This is a genomic window from Halanaerobium congolense, assembly GCF_004366375.1.
In the GTDB taxonomy this organism is placed as follows: Bacteria; Bacillota; Halanaerobiia; order Halanaerobiales; family Halanaerobiaceae; genus Halanaerobium; species Halanaerobium congolense.
On record NZ_SOEF01000008.1, the window covers coordinates 21,054 to 38,521 of the forward strand.

Sequence of the window (17,468 nt, forward strand, 5' to 3'; positions counted from 1 at the left end):
TAATTATTCTTCACTGCTAAAAAGAGCCTTTATAAATTCATCTGGATCAAAGTTCTGCAGATCTTCTGCTGCTTCTCCGACTCCGATTAGTTTAATTGGAATTTGAAGCTCATTTTTAACTGCAATGACAATCCCACCTTTGGCAGTACCATCAAGTTTAGTTAAAGCTATTCCATCAACATTAACAGCATCATTAAATAATTTAGCTTGAGAAATTGCATTCTGGCCGGTTGTGGCATCTAAAACTAGCAGTACTTCGACTCCAGCTTTTATTTCAGCTGCCTCCCTGTCGATTACTCGTTTTACCTTTTTTAACTCTTCCATTAGGTTAGTTTGAGTGTGCAGACGACCGGCTGTATCTACAATTAAAAGGTCAACACCTTTGGCTCTAGCCGACTGAACCGCATCATAGGCAACTGCTGCTGCATCTGAACCTTCCTGCTGAGCAATTACATTTACTCCCAGGCGGTCACCCCAAATTTGCAGCTGCTCAATCGCTCCAGCTCGAAAAGTATCTCCAGCTGCCAGCATTACTTTTTTGTCCTGATCTTTATAACGACCGGCAATTTTGGCAATTGTAGTAGTTTTACCTGCACCATTAACACCTACAACCATTATAATATTTAAATCCTTATCAAAATTAAATCCACCCTCATCATTCTGCAGCAGGCTCTTTAATTCTTTTTGGAAATACTGCATCAATTCTTCAGGTTCTGTAATTTCTTCTTTTTCAACATCATCCTTTAATTTATCAATTAAGGTAAAAGTAGTTTTAACACCAACATCTGCCTGAATTAATACTTCTTCTAACTCTTCAAATAATTCATCGTCAATATTAGTCCTACCTGTAAAAATATTTGTTACCTTATCTACAAAACCTTCTTTTGTTTTTTTTAGTCCATCTTTTAATCTCTGTAAAAATCCCACTTATAAAGCCTCCTTGATATAGTTATCGTTAAATTTTTCTGTTTGATCCAGTTTTAAAGACACCAGACGTGATACACCAGATTTTTCCATTGTTACACCGTAGAGAGAATCAACCTCTGTCATCATGTAGCGGCGGTGAGTAATTATAATAAACTGAGCTACTTTTGCATATTTTTTAATGAAGCTAGCAAAACGAACAATATTAACATCATCCAAAGGAGCATCAATCTCATCTAAAACATAAAAAGGACTTGGCTTAACCTGAATGAAGGCAAAGATTAAAGCAATAGCAGTTAAAGCCCTTTCTCCACCTGATAAGAGAGATAAACTCTTCAGACTTTTACCAGGTGGTTGAGCATGGATTTCTACTCCAGTTGTTAAAAGTTCTTCCGGATTAGTTAATTCTAATTCGGCTTTCCCTCCCTGAAATAAAGCTTTAAAAACCTTGGCAAATTCTTCTTTTACCTGATAAAAAGTTTTAGCAAACATTTTTTCCATCGACTCTTCAATATCAGAGATTACTAATTCAATTGAATTTCTGGCATGTTTTAAATCATCCTGCTGTTCATGCAGATAATCTAATCTTTCTTTTAATTCAGCAAATTCTTCCACAGCTGCTTCATTAACCGGGTGTAATTTTTCCATCTTCTGTCTTAAAAATTTGATTTTTGTCTCAACTTCTGCTTCATCTTCATCCTTAATTTCTATTAAATTAGTCATATCAATTTCTGCTGGTTCTAAACTGTAATCTTCTAATAAAATTGATTTTATATTTTCTAGTTTATCATCTAATTTAGTGTAATCTAAATCAAGCTGATGAAAATTATCTTTAATCTTATTTAAATCCTGCTGCAGTTTTTTTGACTCTTTTTCTTTAACTTCAACCTGCTGCTCTAAATCTTTTAGCTCTTTAGTTAAGTTTTCTTTTCGCTCTTTTAATTTTTCACCTGCAGCTTCCAATTTTTCTTTTTTTTGCTGCAAATTGATTCTGCGATCAGTAATTTTTTCTAAATTGCTATTAATAGCTTCTATTTCTTGTCTGCAATTTTCAATTTCTTCGATTTTATACTCTAAATTTTTTTGCATTTCAGTTAGTTTTTCCTGAGCGTTATTCCTTTTTTCAGAAATTCTGGCTCCATCTAATTCTAGCTCTTTTAGCTGGGGCTCAATTTCAGCCATATTTTCTTTTTTAATATTTAAAGCGGCTCTGAGATCATTGATATCGATATTTAAATCATTAATCTCAATTTTTAATTCTTTAATTTTTTTCTGCTTAGCTTCAATTGAATTCTGACTGCTTTTTAAATTGTTATCCAGATTAGAAAAATTATTATTTCTTTGATCTTGATTAACTTTTAGATCATTTAAATTTTCTTCAATCCTATTTTGGCGGTTTATTATATTGTTTTCTTCCATTTTTAAGGACTGCAGTTTAGATTTTATACTTTCTAGTTTTTCCTGTTTTTGATCAAGATTTTTTTTATCATTTTCTAATTTTTTGACAAGGGATTTCCCTTTTTGCTGTAATTTAGCCTTTTTCTTTTTCAGTTCTTTAATTTTGCGACTGCGTCCAATTAAGTCGCGGCTGCTGCTGGAACTGCTGCCCCCAGAAATTGCTCCTCCCGGATAAACAACATCTCCTTCCGTGGTAACAATTCTAAAGCTTCTTTTGCTGTTTTTAGACATTTTAACAGCATGATCAAGATTATCGCTGACTACTATCTGTCCTAAAAGAAAATTGAATATATTTTCAAGACGCTTCGGAAAATCTACCAAGTCAACTGCCAGGCCAATAAAACCTTCCTGCTGAGAGAGCTGATTTAAATAATGATTTCTTAAACGGGAACCATTAACCATATTTAGTGGTAAAAATGTTGCCCGGCCTCTATTATTTTTCTTTAAATATTGAACAGCATCACGAGCAGTCTGATCGTCTTCAACAATAATATTCTGCATTTTAGCACCAAGAGCAGTATCTATAGCCTGTTCATACTCGGCCTTAACAGAAACTATTTCGGCAACTACGTCAATCAAACCGCTAAACTGCTCTCTTTTTTCTAAAATACTGCGCACACCATTATAATAACCTTCATAACTATCCTGCATCTCTTCCATCAGCTGCAGCCTGGAGTTATAATGCTGATAATTTTCTTTAGTTTCTAAAAGTAAGTCCTTACCTTCTTCTAAAGCTTCTGCTCCAGTTTTGACCTGCTCTTTTAATTTTTTTAAAAAAGACTCAGTTTCGTCAATCTCAGCTTTTATCTCTTTTAGTTCTGCCTCTACCAATGCTGCTTTATCTTTTTTCTCACCAATTTTAGAGCTGATTTCGGCCTGAGATTCCGATATTTCTTCAAGTCTGGCCTTAGAAATTTCAACTCTTTCTTTTAACCTTTCCAGAGCTGATCGTTCTGCCTGTATTTCTTCTTTTTTTCTTTCAATCTTATTTTTTTTAATTTCAATCTGCTGCTTTAAGCTTTCAATTTTTTTACTGCTGTTTTTAATTTTACTTTTTAAATTATCTATTTCATTTTTTATATTCTGCTGATCAGAATTAATTAGTTCAAAATTTTCTCGGGCTTTTTTAACTTCACTTTCTTCCTGCTGAAGCTCTGTTTTTAATTGAACTAATTTTTCTTTTAAATTATCTTTGTTTTTTATGTAATTGTTTTTTCTTTCTTTCATTACATTTAAATTATTATTAATTTCATTTACCTTATTTTGATTTTGAAAGTACTGCTTGCTAACCTCTTCTTTTTCATTTTTTACAGTCTTCAAGTTATCTTTGAAATTATCAAGTTTATATGTTAGGGCATTATAGCTGCTTTCTTTTTCAGTTAATTTCTTTTGCACATTTTTTCTTTTCTGGCTCAGTTCTTCAAATTCTGATGAATGCTCCTGCCACTGCTTATTTAATAAACTAATCTCTAAATCTGAAAGTTGATCTTTATAGCCCTTATATTTCTTAGCCTTTTTGGCTGCTTTTTCTAAGGGATCATGGCGTTTTTCCAGCTCATCTACTATATCATAAATTCTATTTAAATCAGTATTAGTATTTTCTAATCGTTTTTCAGCTTCTTCTTTTCTGGACTTATGTTTCATTATTCCAGCAGCTTCTTCAAAAAAGAGGCGCATTTTATCGGGCTTTGATTTAATAATTGAATCAATTCGACCCTGACCGACTATTGAATAACCATCACTTCCCAGTCCACTATCCATTAAAAGCATTTCAATATCTTTTAAGCGGCAGGAAGCACCATTGATTAAATAATCACTGCGGCCATCATCTTCAACCTGACGCCCCAGAGTCAATTCCTGGCCCTCAACCGGCAGCTCTCCATTCGAATTATCAAAAAACAAAGTTACACTGGCCTTCTTTTTCGGGCTTAGTTCTTCACTTCCAGAAAATATAATATCTGACATTCTGCTGCCGCGCAGATTTTTGGCACTCTGCTCACCTAAAACCCAGCGGATTGCATCAACGATATTACTTTTACCACTGCCATTTGGACCTACTACGGCAGTGATATTTTCTTCAATTTCTATATCTGTTTTATTGGCAAAAGATTTAAATCCTTTTAGCCTAATTTTTTTAAGAAAAATATTAATCACCAACCTCACAATTCAGCCTAATTTGCATTTAAAAACCTATCCGCATGGATAGGTTTTAAAAGCACCTGATTTATCTCGGCTCAACTAAAAATTTAATAGCTGTTCTTTCTTCTCCATCAATTTCAATTTCTACAAATGCAGGTATCATAATTAAGTCCATTCCATTCGGAGCAACATAACCTCTAGAAATTGCTATTGCTTTGATAGTCTGATTAACTGCTCCAGCCCCAACTGCCTGTAGTTCTACTTGTTTTTGATCTCTTAACACTGCTGCTACAGCACCAGCAACAGCCTTTGGATCTGATTTTGATGAAACCTTTAATTCTTCCATAAATAATCTGGCTCCCCCTTAAATTTATTCTGATATTTTTAAAATAGGTGGAGAATCTTAAGTATTATCTAATTAAACCTGAAAATACTTAACTTGAGAATATTTAAACAGCTAGTTATCTAATTCTTGATTGAAGAAGATTTTCCTTCTTTATCGACTTAATTAGGCCAGTTTTTTTAATCTAACCACTTCCTGATCACTTAAATATCTAAAATCGCCCTCTTTAACCCCGTCTAAGGTTAAAAAAGCAAAACCAATTCTCTGTAGAGAAATTACTGAAAACCCTGCTATTCTGCACATTCTTCTTACCTGTCTATTTCGACCTTCATGAATTACAATTTCAAATTCTGTTTTATCACCTTTATAATTAATATTAGAAATTTCTGCTGGTGCTGTTTTTTGACCGTCAATTACCATTCCTGCTTCAAATTTTTCAAAATCTTCCTGACACACTTCTCCCTGAGCCAGCACCTTATATTTTTTATCAACCTCTTTTTTAGGATGAGTTAATTTGTAGGTTAAATCACCATCATTAGTCATAATTAAAAGTCCAGAACTATCATAATCAAGTCGCCCTGCTGGATATAATCTCTGCTTTAAATCAGGTATTAAATCCATAACCGTTGGCCGTCCTTCTGGATCAGAAACAGTTGTGATATAACCTTCGGGCTTATTTAATAAGATATATCTTTTCTTTTCCTCACTAATTATTTCTTCATCAACAATTATTTCATCCTCTTCAGGATCTACTTTAAAACCCATTTCAGTAACAACTTTACCATTGACCTTAACTCTACCTTCTGCTATTATCTCTTCTGACTTTCTTCGGGAAGCAACCCCGGCATGAGCCATAACTTTCTGCAGTCTTTCCATTTTTCCACCTCTAAATTATTCAATTTCTTCTTCATCTTCTTTTTTATCTTCTGCTGCTGCTTTTTTAGCAGCTTCTTCAATTTCTTCGGCAAATAATTTTTCAACTCTTTCTATTTCTGGCAAATCATTTAAATCTTCAATGTCTAGATATTCTAAGAACTGATCAGTGGTACCATAGATAATTGGATTACCAATAGTTTCTTTTCTGCCAACTTCTTCTATCAGCTCATATTTACTTAAAGTGCTTAGAGTTCGCTCAACACTAACGCCTCTAATTTCTTCGATTTCCGATCGAGTAACAGGCTGTCTATAAGCAATAATAGCCAGTGTTTCCATAGAAGCAGTAGAAAGAGAAGAAACCTTTGTTATATCAAATAACTGCTCAATTTCAGCTGCAAACCCTTTTTTTGTCTGGAATAAATAACTGTTATTATATTCCTTTAACTGAATACCGAATTCTAGACTCTGATATTTTTTATCTAAATAAATAATAATTCTTTCTAATTTTTCATCAGAAAAAGAAGTTATTTCTTTAATTACTTGATGTGGCAGCTTTTTTTTACTGCTGAAAATAAGAGCTTCAACCAGAGCAATATCCTTTGGCTTTAAGTCTTCAAAACCCAAATTATCGAGAATTTGCTGATCTTTTTCCCTTCTTTTATTGCTTAGGTAACTAATATTATCTTCACTCATTAATTGACCCTCCTCGGGGCAAGCCCACAAAGTTTGCAAGCAGACTTTCACTCTATCACCTTTCCATACTTATTCTAATATCTGAAAAATTACTTTCCTGGACTACTTTAATTCTTTTGCGCTTCATTAATTCTAATAGTGCCAAAAGACTTACTACTATCTCTAATTGATTGTTTTCTTCTTTGATAAGATTAAAAAATGATATTTCCTGATTAAGCTGCCTGATATCCTTTAAAATATCTCTAATCTTATTACCAATATTAAATTTCTCTTCTTTTAAGTATTCAAGTTTAGGATTTTTAAGAACTTCTGTTTCTTCTTCTTTTTCAGCAGTAATCGCCTTAACAACAAGTTCATGTAATTCAGATGCAGATATTTCTAAGTCAAGCTGCAGCATTTCAGGCATTAATTCTTCTAAATCAACCTGGGCCCGATAGCGGCTGCCTGCTTCAGCCTCCCACTCTTTTAAAAGCTGAGCAATATTTTTAAACAATTCGTACTCTCTTAAGCGTATAATTAATTCATGTTCGCTTTCTTCCTCCTCGGCTTCAGCTTCAGCTGGGAGTAGTGCTTTTATCTTTATCTCAATTAGCTCAGCAGCAATAATCAAAAATTCACTGGCCAGATCAATATCAAATTCCCTCATCTGATCTAAATAATCAAGGTATTGATCAGTAATTCTGGCAAGTGAAAGTTCTGAAATATTAATTTCATTTTTTTTGACCAGCTTATACAAAAGTTCCAGCGGACCTTCGAAATCATCAAGCACAATTTTATAATCCATAACTTAACCTCTCTCCTATAATAATAGGCCGTATACCGTATTAACCAATGGTCCAATGACACTCCACAAAACACCTGTATAAGCCAACAGTAATAACAAGATCATTCCATAAGGTCCTTCCAGTTTGCGAATATATTTATCAAATTTAGGTGGTAAAATCCCCATCAATATTTTTGAGCCGTCAAGTGGCGGCACCGGTAAAAGATTAAAAAAACCCAAACTTAAATTAATAATAACTGCCAGCTGGAAAAAAACAAAAATAGTCTGAACTAAATTACCATAACCAGCCATCTGCAGCTGATAAAGAGTGGATGAACTAAAAAAGACAATAACTCTAGCAATGAGGGCAAATACTGCTGCTAGAAAAAAGTTAGCACCAGGGCCAGCTAAACTAACCAGCATCATCCCCTGCCTTGGATTTTTATAATAATTTGGATTAATCGGCACCGGTTTTGCCCAGCCAAAACGTCTAGTTAAAATCAAAACCAAGCTCCCCATTGGATCAAGATGTGCAAGGGGATTTAAAGTTAATCTTCCTTGAGATTTAGGAGTTGGATCTCCCAATTTATAGGAAGCATAACCATGCATAAATTCGTGTAGTGATAACGAAAATAATAAAACTGGAATTAATAATAATAATTCGTAAATTGTATTCATATTCCACCTCTTATAAAAGACAAATAAACTAAATAATATTTCTTAAATATTCCAATGCCTGCTGGCGATTGGAAATATTTTCTCTTAAAATTTGATCTCTAACTTCTAACAAATATTCCTTTATTTTAGGTCCCTGTTCTAAACCAAGCTCTAATAAATCATGACCCGAAACAGGTATTTCTATTTCTTTCCTTAAGCGCAGATGCTTAAAAATTTCTTCAACATAATCCTGCTTAAAATTTATAATTGTAAATAATAATAACTCTTCAGGCTGATAAGATTCCAATTCTCTGTATCTTAAAGCTGGATCTTTAGTATCAAAAACTGAAGTAGAAATAGACTCCCAGCTTTTCCTGATAAATGTTTTCTTTTCCGGGATTGAAAGCGGCCAGGACTGAATTACGCTTTTTTTACTATTATAAAACAAAATTATTAATCTGACAAGAAAATGATTAACATTAATTCCCTTCTCCCGGCTGAGAGCAAGAATTTTTTCTCCTTTTAGAAAATCAGCATCTCGATCAGCATCAAATTTAAAGTTATCTTTAATTAATTTTAAAACAGGAATCTGATTTAATAAAATTGAAGAAAATTGAGAGATATCTTTCTGAGCTTTAAATAAATATGACAGCTCAGTAAAAACTCTTTCAATTGCTAGTTTATGGTAATCGTAATTTTTTAATGAACGGCGGCTTAATTCAACGGTTTCTGCACTCAATCTAAAGTCTTTTAGAGTCTGAAAACGAATACCTCTTAAAATCCTTAAAGGATCATCCCTAAAACTGTAGTTATGCAGCACCTTTAGAATCCGATTATCTAAATCATAAAGACCACCAAAAAAATCATAGAGTATTCCTTTCCGATCAGGATGCAGATCAATAACCAGTGTATTTACTGTAAAATCTCTTCTAAATAAATCAGAAAAAAGATCAGCCTTTTCAACCAGCGGTAGTGAACCGGGAAAATGATATTTTTCCTCTCTGCAGCTGGCTATATCAATGGAGTAACCGTATTCATTATGCAGAAAACCGGTAGAAAATACACTATTATAATCATATTCATATCCATATTTTTCGGCTAAATGCTTGAAAAAATCTTTCAAATCTCCATCTAATAAAATATCCAGATCCTTATTTAATGGTAGATCAATTAAGATATCACGAACCTGTCCCCCAACTAAATAGAGATTATATCCTAACTCAGCAGCCTCTGCAGCTAAAAACAACAGCAGTTCTCTTCTTTCCTGCGGCAGTTCAGCTAAAAGATTTGATTTATAGTGTAAAAAAGAGGCCTGCTCATGATTGTTCTGTCTGTATTTTTTGAGTAAATCAAGCCCCTTATCCAAATCAATACTCAAACTTTTATACTTTTCGCTATTATGATAGGGGATATCATGTTCACCAGATTTAATTTTACCCAAAAATTGAATCTTATATTTTAATAAATTAACACTTTCTTTGTTAAAATAAACATTATCCTGGTCAATTAAATACTGATCTTCCTTATAATACCTATAATCAACCTGATCAATATGTGCTGCTGCTTTTTTGAATTCAACTTCTTTGAGATTATTCACCTTGATGATTTGATCATTATAAGTATAATATTCCTCAGCTACTGAATTTAAAAGTTTTTTTAATAAATTATTATTTTTCATCTGCTGCTCACCACTTTAAAAGACTGCCTCGATCGAGACAGCCTTAATTATAGTCTTAATGATACTTCTTAAAATAATATTTCTAAAATCGAACTTGCTAATTAATTTTCTTTAAATCTATTTTCTTTAATTTGGGATTATCTGCAGCTGAGCGGCCAACTTTAGACAACTCAATCCATTCCCCATCGATTTTAACTTTAACAACATCTCCAGTAAAATCATTTTTAGTTCCCTCACAAGAGCAATTTGATAAAAGCCAGCTGCCCACTCCATAGATATCCACCGGTACCTGTGATGATTCAAAGCGGTCAATTTTTTCCGGATTAAAACCACCAGTTGCAATTATTTTTACATCCTGGCAGTAATTTTTAGCAATTTCTAAATCTTCCGGTCTCAAATCCCAATCTTTATAGGCATCATCCAGAGCCTTTCTCAGATTGAAAATCAAACGGGCATTAACCCCATTATCCAATTCTTTTTTACCAAGTGGCTCAACGCTTTTATCTCTTAAATCAGAGGAATTGTCTGGCCTAACTCCAAATAATTTATATCTTTTTGCTTCTTTAACTTGATCTGATTTTAAAAGCTCAAGGTATTTGTCAAACATTGTCTTTAAAACTTTTAGACTGGTGGAGACACAGTTATTTTCAAAATCTACCAAAGCAATTCTGTTAACATCAAGCGGCATTAATCTGCAAAACTGCAGCATTGATTCTGCAGTATCTCCTAAAAATGAAGCTACATAAGAATGGCTAATAGTTCCACCACCCTTTCCACCCCACCAGGCTCCCTGCTCATCAGTAGAAATATAGCGCTGGGTATTTGTTCCATATTCATTATTGTAGGCATTCACTCCCAGAGAATAGGCATAACCATGCATTGCTTGCGATTTATAATGAGTAAATCTAGCCGGGAAAAAGAGAATATCCTTACCCCGAGCAGCAACCATAACTTTATAAACATTGGTTGCAATTCTAGAAACCTCAGTTAAGGAGCCTAAAATAGGGGTTTCTAAAATTGAAAAATCACGATAACGACCTCTAATTTTGATTACAGGATCAACATTATGTGGATTTCCTTTATAATAAGCTTTTTCTCCATCATGACAGGCTTCAATTTTTAATTTAGATGAAGTATTAACAAAATTTCCATCCTCATTTTTATAACCTGCAGCTGTTTTTAAAATAGAAAGTGCTTCATCTATCCCACCTAATATACAAAAGGGTTGACGTCTGGGAAAAATCTGCATTTCTACTTCGATATTTCCTATATCCTGCCCTTTGAATTCATAATCTTCTTTTGATAACTTAGTTAAAATACGCGCAATGTTGCGGAAATAGACATCGGAATACCACCCCTCTGCCATTCTTTCTCGATCAAGCTGAAATAATTTTGTCTCCAGACGCTTCCCATTAAAAATTGTCATAAACTCACCCCAAAAAAATTTCTTATTTAATTATTTCATAAAGCAATTTATTTTTTTTTGTTTTTGCTTCTGTTATTGTAAAAGCAGATAACAGTTTAGCTTTTGCCTCTTCTAAATTTTTACTTTCATTATAATGCAGAAGGGCTAAAGCATCTCCAACTTCAACCCGGTCTGCCTTCTTTTTCTTTAACTCCAATCCAACTGCTAAATCTATTTTAGATTCTTTATTTTCCCTACCAGCACCCAGAATCATTGCTGCCAAACCAACGTCCAGTGCCTTGATTTCGGAAATATAACCTGCTTTTTCTGCCTTAACTTCAACAGTATCAGCAGCTGTTGGTAGTAAGGAAAGATCTTCAACTACTTCGGCATTTCCTCCCTGAGCTCTAATCATCTCAGCAAATTTAGCCAGTGCTTTTCCATTCTTTAAATTTTCTCTTAAAACTTCTTTTCCCTTTTCTAAATCTTCAAATTCACCTGCAAGCTGAAGCATTGCTGCTCCTAACTCTACACAGAGTTCAGTTAAATCTTCCGGTCCCTGCCCCTTAAGAGTTTGAATAGCCTCTTTAACTTCAAGAGCATTACCAACTGCATTTCCTAAAGGTTGATTCATATCAGTAATATAAGCAGCTATGTTCCGACCAAGATTTTTACCAATCGCAACCATCGCTTCTGCTAATCTTTTAGCAGAGTCAAAATCCTTCATAAATGCACCATTACCCGTTTTTACATCAAGCACTATCGCATCAGCCCCACCTGCCAGCTTTTTACTCATAATACTGCTGGCAATTAAGGGAATAGATTCCACAGTAGCAGTTACATCTCGTAAAGCATAAAGTTTTTTGTCAGCCGGGGTCAAATTACCTGTCTGCCCCATCACTGAAACTCCATGCTGATTTACATTGTCAAAAAATTTATCGCGACTTAGTGATGTATTGAAATTAGGTATTGATTCGAGTTTATCGATTGTACCTCCGGTATGACCCAGTCCCCTACCTGACATTTTAGCAACTGGAATTCCAGCAGATGCTGCTAAAGGTGCTAAAACTAAAGTTGTAGTATCTCCAACACCTCCGGTGCTGTGTTTATCAACTTTTATTCCTTTAATTGGACTTAAATCTATCATATCACCTGATTCGGCCATCAGCATAGTTAAATCTGCAGTTTCCTCTGCATCCATCCCCTGAAAATAGACTGCCATCGCCCAGGCTGACATCTGATAATCAGGAATATCTCCTTCAACATAACCTTTAATTAAAAACTCTAATTCATCTTTAGTTAATTTTTGACCTTCTCTTTTTTTATATATTATGTCATATGCTCGCATATATAAACCCTCCAACTAGATATTTTTGATAATACCTCTCATCAGTTTGATAAAATCAGGTCTAACTTTTTCTGCAATTTCTACAACCTCTTTGTGATTCAGTGGTTGTGGCAGTACACCTGCAGCCATATTAGTAATACAGGAAACTCCAACGATTCCTAAGCCCATATGGTTAGCAGCAATTACTTCTGGCACTGTTGACATACCAACAGCATCAGCACCAATTGTTCTTAAAAATTTAATTTCAGCTGGTGTTTCATAACTAGGCCCTGATTCAGCCGCATAAACTCCTTTACGAGTTAAAATTCCATTTTCTCTTGCTGCATTTTCTGCTATTTCAATTAGCTCTTTATTATAGGCCTCTGACATATCAGGAAAACGAGGACCAAATTCAGCAAAATTTTCTCCAATCAGCGGATTATCTCCCATTAAATTAATATGATCAGAAATAATCATAAATTCACCAGCAGAAAATTCCTCATTTACTCCCCCAGCTGCATTGGTTAAAATTAATTTTTCAATACCAACTTCTTTCATTATTCTAACGGGCATCACAAGTTCCTGCATTGAATAACCTTCGTAATAATGAGTCCTTCCCTGCATAGCAATAACTTTTTTGGCTTCCAATTCGCCAATTACAAAGCGTCCTGCATGACCTTCTACTGTAGAAATTGGGAAGTTTTTAAGTTCACCATAATCAATATAGATTGGGTTTTCGATTTCTTCAGCCATAACTCCAAGTCCGGAACCTAAAATAAGTCCAATTTCCGGCCTATAATCAAGTTTTTCAGTAATAATCTGAGCATTATTTTTAATGTCTTCAAGCATAAATTAAAACCTCCATCTTTAAATTTTTATTTTTTTCCGGATCAACCCCGGCTAAATTTTTGGTGTTATTGTGCCTTAAGATTCTTATTTCATACCACTTTCTTTAAAAAATTACCTTACCATAAGTTCCGCCACCACCAGATTGAAAAGTAAATTCCTGCTGACGGGCCTTTTGAATTTTCTTGAATATTCTGCTGCTCATACATTCTTGTAAATCTGCAGCAGCTAAATTATGAATTACATCCATTTCTGTTCCACAATTTTCAAATAATTTGGCCGCTGTTTTTTTACCAATACCAGGAATATCAAGTAAAGGAACCTGATAAATATATTCTGCTCGATAAGGTGGATGCTGTGGGGTTTTCATTTCTGCAATTTCTAAAATCCTATCCTTTACCCCCACCACTACTTTATTAGAATCACATTTAGGACACTTAGTTACTGCCTGTTTACCACTAAATATACTATCACATTCTTCACAGTGAGATCTATGATATTTACCTAACTCAGGGTTTAAACCATAATTTTTTATAATCTTATTACCTGCTTCTCTTTTTAAAGCCTTAATTACTGAATTATAATTTAAAGCCTCTAATTTCATTATGTTATATTCTCTTGCAATCTTAGGTAATGAATGGGCATCAGAATTACTTAAAAATGATTTTCCGCTTAATTCCGGCATTAAATCAGCCATTTTAGTATCCGCACTTAAGCCAAGTTCTACTGCCGGAATCTTATCCCATTCTGCTGGGCTGAAAATTTCAGAGTAAGTATCAAAAGCTCTTCCATAAAAACTTTTATGGGGAGTAAAAATATGAGCAGGAATCATTATTCCACCGTGATAATCAACAATTTTTAATAATTCTTTTCCGGTTAAACTCGCAGCCTGAGAGCTTAAAGTTATATTCGAAATATAATTATCCATAGTGCTGCTGAATTCTTTAATCTGATTAATTTTCGGAAAAAATGAGAGATAATGAACCTGACCTCCATTTTTCTCCCTACTTTCGATTTCTGCTCCCGGCAAAATTAAAAGCTGATCCTGATAAAGAATTCCACCTTGATCCAGTTCTTTCATTTCATCAGCAGCCAGCATTTGATCGATATCGTTTAAAACCACCGGAGAAGCACAGTCAATAATCCCTATAATATCCAAACCTTTTTTGAAAGCTGCTTCTTTTAAAATATTAGGGAAGTTTAATTTTCTGGAAGCCGTAATCTTAACTGGACTGCCGTCACTACCTCCCCCAATGTGCAGATGTAGATCTACAAAAAACTCTTTTAACATTAAAAATCACCAAGATAATACATGACAGCAATTAAAGTTTTGCTGTCTTTTATTTTTCCTGACTGAAAGAGTTCTTTTAATTCACTTTTTGATTTGGGAACAACTTCAATGTATTCTCCTTCTTCTAAATCTGTACCGACAAATTCTAAATTTTCAGCTTGATAGATATATATTTTTTCTGTGCTGTAACCGGGGGTAGGAAAAAATTCGAATAGTTTGCTGAACTTTTCAGCAGTATAACCAGTTTCCTCTCTCAGTTCACGGCTGGCACAGTCTTCTGCTTTTTCTCCAATTTCTAATTTACCAGCTGGGATTTCATAAATTACTTCATCAACTGGATAGCGATATTGTTTAATCAAAAGAATTTTTCCCTCTTCATTTTCAGCAAGTACTGAAACACCACCGCTGTGTTCTACTACCTCTCGTGCAGTTTGATGTTGATTAGGAAATTCAACCTCATCTCTAAATAATCTTAAAATATTGCCGTCATATATTGTTTTTCCTTTAATTTTCTTTTCTTTCTTAATTTCCATGTTCTGCCTCCATTTATGACACTTTTAGTCCAACCATTATTTCATCTGCTATTCTGGCTATAAATTGTGAATTTGTCGGTTTATTATTTTCACTTAGATTATTGCTGAAATATTTTTCCAATGCATCTTCATTTCCACGTTTCCAGGCTACATCAATTGCATGTCTAATTGCTCTTTCAACTCTACTTGAGGTAGAATCAAATTCTTCTGCAACCTGGGGATAAAGCTTTTTAGTCACAGCACTCAACATATTCATATCATTAATCACCAATTTTACTGCATAGCGCACATATCTATAACCTTTGATATGAGATGGAATCCCCAGTTCTCTAATTATTTTTGTAATATATGGTGTGTAATTTCCTTTTTTAAGTTCTGATTCTATTTCTTGTAGAAATAGATCAGAATTCTTATCATCTGAATTCATTAATAAATTTATTCTATCTATTAACTTATCTAAATCAAAAGGTTTCATAATATAATAATGAACCCCCAAATCAAAAACATTCTTCATTATTTTATCATGACCCATTGCTGATAAGGCTATAATTTTCATATCTTTAATCAAATTTTCAGAATTAAGTTCTTCTAAAACACCAACACCATCAAGATAAGGCATTATTAAATCTAAAATCATTAAATCAGGATTCTTATTATTTTTTAAATATTCCAGAACCTGTTCTCCATTATGCAGAATTTGTACAACATTGAAATCACTATTTAAATCGAAAAATTCAGCCAGCAGCTGGCAAAATTCTTTATTATCATCAACTATTAACACATCAACAGACTTAGTCATTTTAAACCTCCAGTTAATTATTTAATTTTACATTTTTTCTCCTTCAGCTTAATTTTTTAATCTTTTGCCAAAAGCACCATTTCTTCTGCATGGGCCAGAGTTTTATCTGTAATTGTAGCACCACCAATCATTCTTGCAATTTCAGCAACTCTTTCGTCTTTATCTAAAGCATAAATTTTTGTAAAAGTCCTATTTTTACCTCTTTCCTTTTTGATTAAAAAGTGATGATTAGCTGCACTTGCTAATTGCGGCAGATGTGTTATACAAATAATCTGTCTTTCGGCTGCAATTTGGCTTAATTTTGCAGCCATTTTAGCAGCTGTTTTACCACCAACACCGCTGTCAACCTCATCAAAAATTAAAGTATCTACCTGATCAAGAGCTGCCGTAATTGTCTTTAAAGAAAGCATTATTCTTGATAATTCTCCCCCAGAAGCTATTTTGGCAAGTGATTTTAAATCCTCACCTCTATTAGGAGAAATTAAAAATTCAATTTGATCAGTCCCATCAGCCGTAATCTCTTTCTGCTTAAAATCAACTTTAAATCTGACATCTTCCATTGCTAAATCTTTAAGCTCAGCTTTTAATTTAACCTCTAATTTTTTAGCATATTCTTTTCTGAGCTGAGATAGCTCTCCTGATTTTTTTAAAATTTCTTTTTTAAATTTATTATTTTTCTTAGTTAGAGATGAAATCTTTTCCTCAACATTCTCTAATTTATCTCTTTTTTGATAAAGTTCTTCTAAATATGAAAGCACGGTTTCTATATCTTCACCATATTTTCTGAGCAGGGTGTTTATTAAATCAAGTCGATCACTAATAATTGCTATTCTTTGCTCATCATAGTTAAAAGCACTTTCAAAATCACCCAGATCAAAAACAAATTCTTCTAAACTATAATATATATCAGCAAATTTCTTGTTTAACTTTTTTAAACGTTGATTATAGTCTTCGATTTCCACAAATTTATTTTTTAAAACAGCAAGCCGGTCCATTATGCCCTTCTCACTGTAGTCATCACCACTTAAAGCGCTTATCAGTTCGGCCACAACTTGGTAAATTTCTTCAGCATGGGAAAGAGACTTATATTCTTCTTTTAAATCCTCATATTCGCCTTTCATTAACGAAGCTTCTTCTATTTCATCGATTTGAAAATTTATTATATCTAATTCTCTAGCCCTTTGAGAATCATCAATTTCAATTTCTGCTAGCTCTTTTTGAACCTTATTTAGCTCCTGATAAAGTGATTTTATATTATTTTTCAAAGGTTGAATTTCCTGGCCGATAAAAGCATCAAGAATCATCAAATGGGAGCCCGGATCTAAAAGCAGCTGATGTTCGTGTTGGCCGTGAATATCTATCAAATAACGACTGATTTTTTTTACTATTTTGAGGGTAGCCAGCTGACCATTAATTAGAGTCCGATTGCGTCCATTTTCTCTAATTTCACGGGCAATCAAAATTCCGGAATCTTCTTTTTCGATTCCGGCTTCAGTTAAAATTTTATTGATAATTGTTAGTTCTTCCGGCTGAAAAAAAGCTGAGATATAAGCGGCTTCTTTACCACTTCGAATTACATCAGTATTTGCGCGTGCACCTAAAAGTAAATCTAAGGCCCCAATTATTATTGATTTTCCAGCTCCGGTTTCTCCACTTAAAATATTTAAACCTTTTTTGAAATTGATATTAACCTGATTTATCAGTGCAAAATTTTTAACCTGTAAATCACTGAGCAT

15 protein-coding genes are annotated in these 17,468 nt (G+C 33.7%); all 15 read right to left on the reverse strand.

Annotated elements, in window-relative coordinates:
• Positions 1-3 precede the first annotated feature (3 nt).
• Complete coding sequence (gene ftsY / locus C7954_RS04235) at positions 4-927, reverse strand: signal recognition particle-docking protein FtsY (protein WP_089716686.1); 924 nt, start codon at positions 925-927, stop codon at positions 4-6.
• A complete protein-coding gene (gene smc, locus C7954_RS04240) occupies positions 928-4,536 on the reverse strand; it encodes a chromosome segregation protein SMC (RefSeq protein ID WP_134058832.1) in 3,609 nt (1,202 codons plus the stop codon).
• A 70-nt stretch (positions 4,537-4,606) separates the two neighbouring features.
• Positions 4,607-4,867, reverse strand: coding sequence for a stage V sporulation protein S (locus C7954_RS04245; protein WP_073155710.1), 261 nt, complete (start codon positions 4,865-4,867; stop codon positions 4,607-4,609).
• Positions 4,868-5,029: 162 nt separating this feature from the next.
• Positions 5,030-5,740 (reverse strand): pseudouridine synthase, encoded by a 711-nt coding sequence (locus tag C7954_RS04250; protein ID WP_089722702.1) that lies wholly within the window; start codon positions 5,738-5,740, stop codon positions 5,030-5,032.
• 15 nt (positions 5,741-5,755) lie between these two features.
• A complete protein-coding gene (gene scpB, locus C7954_RS04255) occupies positions 5,756-6,433 on the reverse strand; it encodes an SMC-Scp complex subunit ScpB (RefSeq protein WP_081374470.1) in 678 nt (225 codons plus the stop codon).
• A gap of 55 nt (positions 6,434-6,488) precedes the next feature.
• Positions 6,489-7,217 (reverse strand): segregation and condensation protein A, encoded by a 729-nt coding sequence (locus C7954_RS04260; protein WP_073155716.1) that lies wholly within the window; start codon positions 7,215-7,217, stop codon positions 6,489-6,491.
• 15 nt (positions 7,218-7,232) lie between these two features.
• Entirely contained in the window at positions 7,233-7,874 is a 642-nt protein-coding gene (locus tag C7954_RS04265; protein ID WP_073155719.1) for a site-2 protease family protein, read from the reverse strand.
• Positions 7,875-7,902: 28 nt separating this feature from the next.
• A complete protein-coding gene (locus C7954_RS04270) occupies positions 7,903-9,531 on the reverse strand; it encodes a tRNA nucleotidyltransferase/poly(A) polymerase family protein (RefSeq protein WP_134058835.1) in 1,629 nt (542 codons plus the stop codon).
• A gap of 97 nt (positions 9,532-9,628) precedes the next feature.
• Entirely contained in the window at positions 9,629-10,957 is a 1,329-nt protein-coding gene (locus tag C7954_RS04275) for a nicotinate phosphoribosyltransferase (protein WP_073155724.1), read from the reverse strand.
• 22 nt (positions 10,958-10,979) lie between these two features.
• Positions 10,980-12,284: a pyrimidine-nucleoside phosphorylase gene (locus C7954_RS04280; RefSeq protein WP_073155727.1), complete on the reverse strand. Its 1,305-nt coding sequence runs from the start codon at positions 12,282-12,284 to the stop codon at positions 10,980-10,982.
• A 15-nt stretch (positions 12,285-12,299) separates the two neighbouring features.
• Entirely contained in the window at positions 12,300-13,112 is an 813-nt protein-coding gene (locus C7954_RS04285) for a purine-nucleoside phosphorylase (RefSeq protein WP_073155730.1), read from the reverse strand.
• A gap of 103 nt (positions 13,113-13,215) precedes the next feature.
• On the reverse strand, positions 13,216-14,400 hold the full coding sequence (locus C7954_RS04290) for an endonuclease Q family protein (RefSeq protein ID WP_089722700.1): 1,185 nt from the start codon (positions 14,398-14,400) through the stop codon (positions 13,216-13,218).
• Complete coding sequence (locus C7954_RS04295) at positions 14,400-14,933, reverse strand: NUDIX hydrolase (protein WP_073155736.1); 534 nt, start codon at positions 14,931-14,933, stop codon at positions 14,400-14,402. The genes C7954_RS04290 and C7954_RS04295 overlap by 1 nt, the downstream gene beginning before the upstream one ends.
• Positions 14,934-14,946: 13 nt before the next feature.
• A complete protein-coding gene (gene spo0A, locus C7954_RS04300; RefSeq protein WP_134058838.1) occupies positions 14,947-15,732 on the reverse strand; it encodes a sporulation transcription factor Spo0A in 786 nt (261 codons plus the stop codon).
• A 56-nt stretch (positions 15,733-15,788) separates the two neighbouring features.
• Positions 15,789-17,468 (reverse strand): DNA repair protein RecN, encoded by a 1,680-nt coding sequence (gene recN / locus C7954_RS04305; protein WP_089722699.1) that lies wholly within the window; start codon positions 17,466-17,468, stop codon positions 15,789-15,791.

What these genes read in the sequence shown, in the direction of transcription:
- C7954_RS04280 (WP_073155727.1), bottom strand. Translation starts at nt 12,284, where the DNA reads ATGCGAGCATATGACATAATATATAAAAAAAGAGAAGGTCAAAAATTA.
- C7954_RS04265 (WP_073155719.1), bottom strand. Translation starts at nt 7,874, where the DNA reads ATGAATACAATTTACGAATTATTATTATTAATTCCAGTTTTATTATTT.
- C7954_RS04250 (WP_089722702.1), bottom strand. Translation starts at nt 5,740, where the DNA reads ATGGAAAGACTGCAGAAAGTTATGGCTCATGCCGGGGTTGCTTCCCGA.
- spo0A (WP_134058838.1), bottom strand. Translation starts at nt 15,732, where the DNA reads ATGACTAAGTCTGTTGATGTGTTAATAGTTGATGATAATAAAGAATTT.
- C7954_RS04270 (WP_134058835.1), bottom strand. Translation starts at nt 9,531, where the DNA reads ATGAAAAATAATAATTTATTAAAAAAACTTTTAAATTCAGTAGCTGAG.
- C7954_RS04290 (WP_089722700.1), bottom strand. Translation starts at nt 14,400, where the DNA reads ATGTTAAAAGAGTTTTTTGTAGATCTACATCTGCACATTGGGGGAGGT.
- C7954_RS04260 (WP_073155716.1), bottom strand. Translation starts at nt 7,217, where the DNA reads ATGGATTATAAAATTGTGCTTGATGATTTCGAAGGTCCGCTGGAACTT.
- C7954_RS04245 (WP_073155710.1), bottom strand. Translation starts at nt 4,867, where the DNA reads ATGGAAGAATTAAAGGTTTCATCAAAATCAGATCCAAAGGCTGTTGCT.
- recN (WP_089722699.1), bottom strand. Translation starts at nt 17,468, where the DNA reads ATGCTCAGTGATTTACAGGTTAAAAATTTTGCACTGATAAATCAGGTT.
- C7954_RS04295 (WP_073155736.1), bottom strand. Translation starts at nt 14,933, where the DNA reads ATGGAAATTAAGAAAGAAAAGAAAATTAAAGGAAAAACAATATATGAC.
- C7954_RS04285 (WP_073155730.1), bottom strand. Translation starts at nt 13,112, where the DNA reads ATGCTTGAAGACATTAAAAATAATGCTCAGATTATTACTGAAAAACTT.
- C7954_RS04275 (WP_073155724.1), bottom strand. Translation starts at nt 10,957, where the DNA reads ATGACAATTTTTAATGGGAAGCGTCTGGAGACAAAATTATTTCAGCTT.
- scpB (WP_081374470.1), bottom strand. Translation starts at nt 6,433, where the DNA reads ATGAGTGAAGATAATATTAGTTACCTAAGCAATAAAAGAAGGGAAAAA.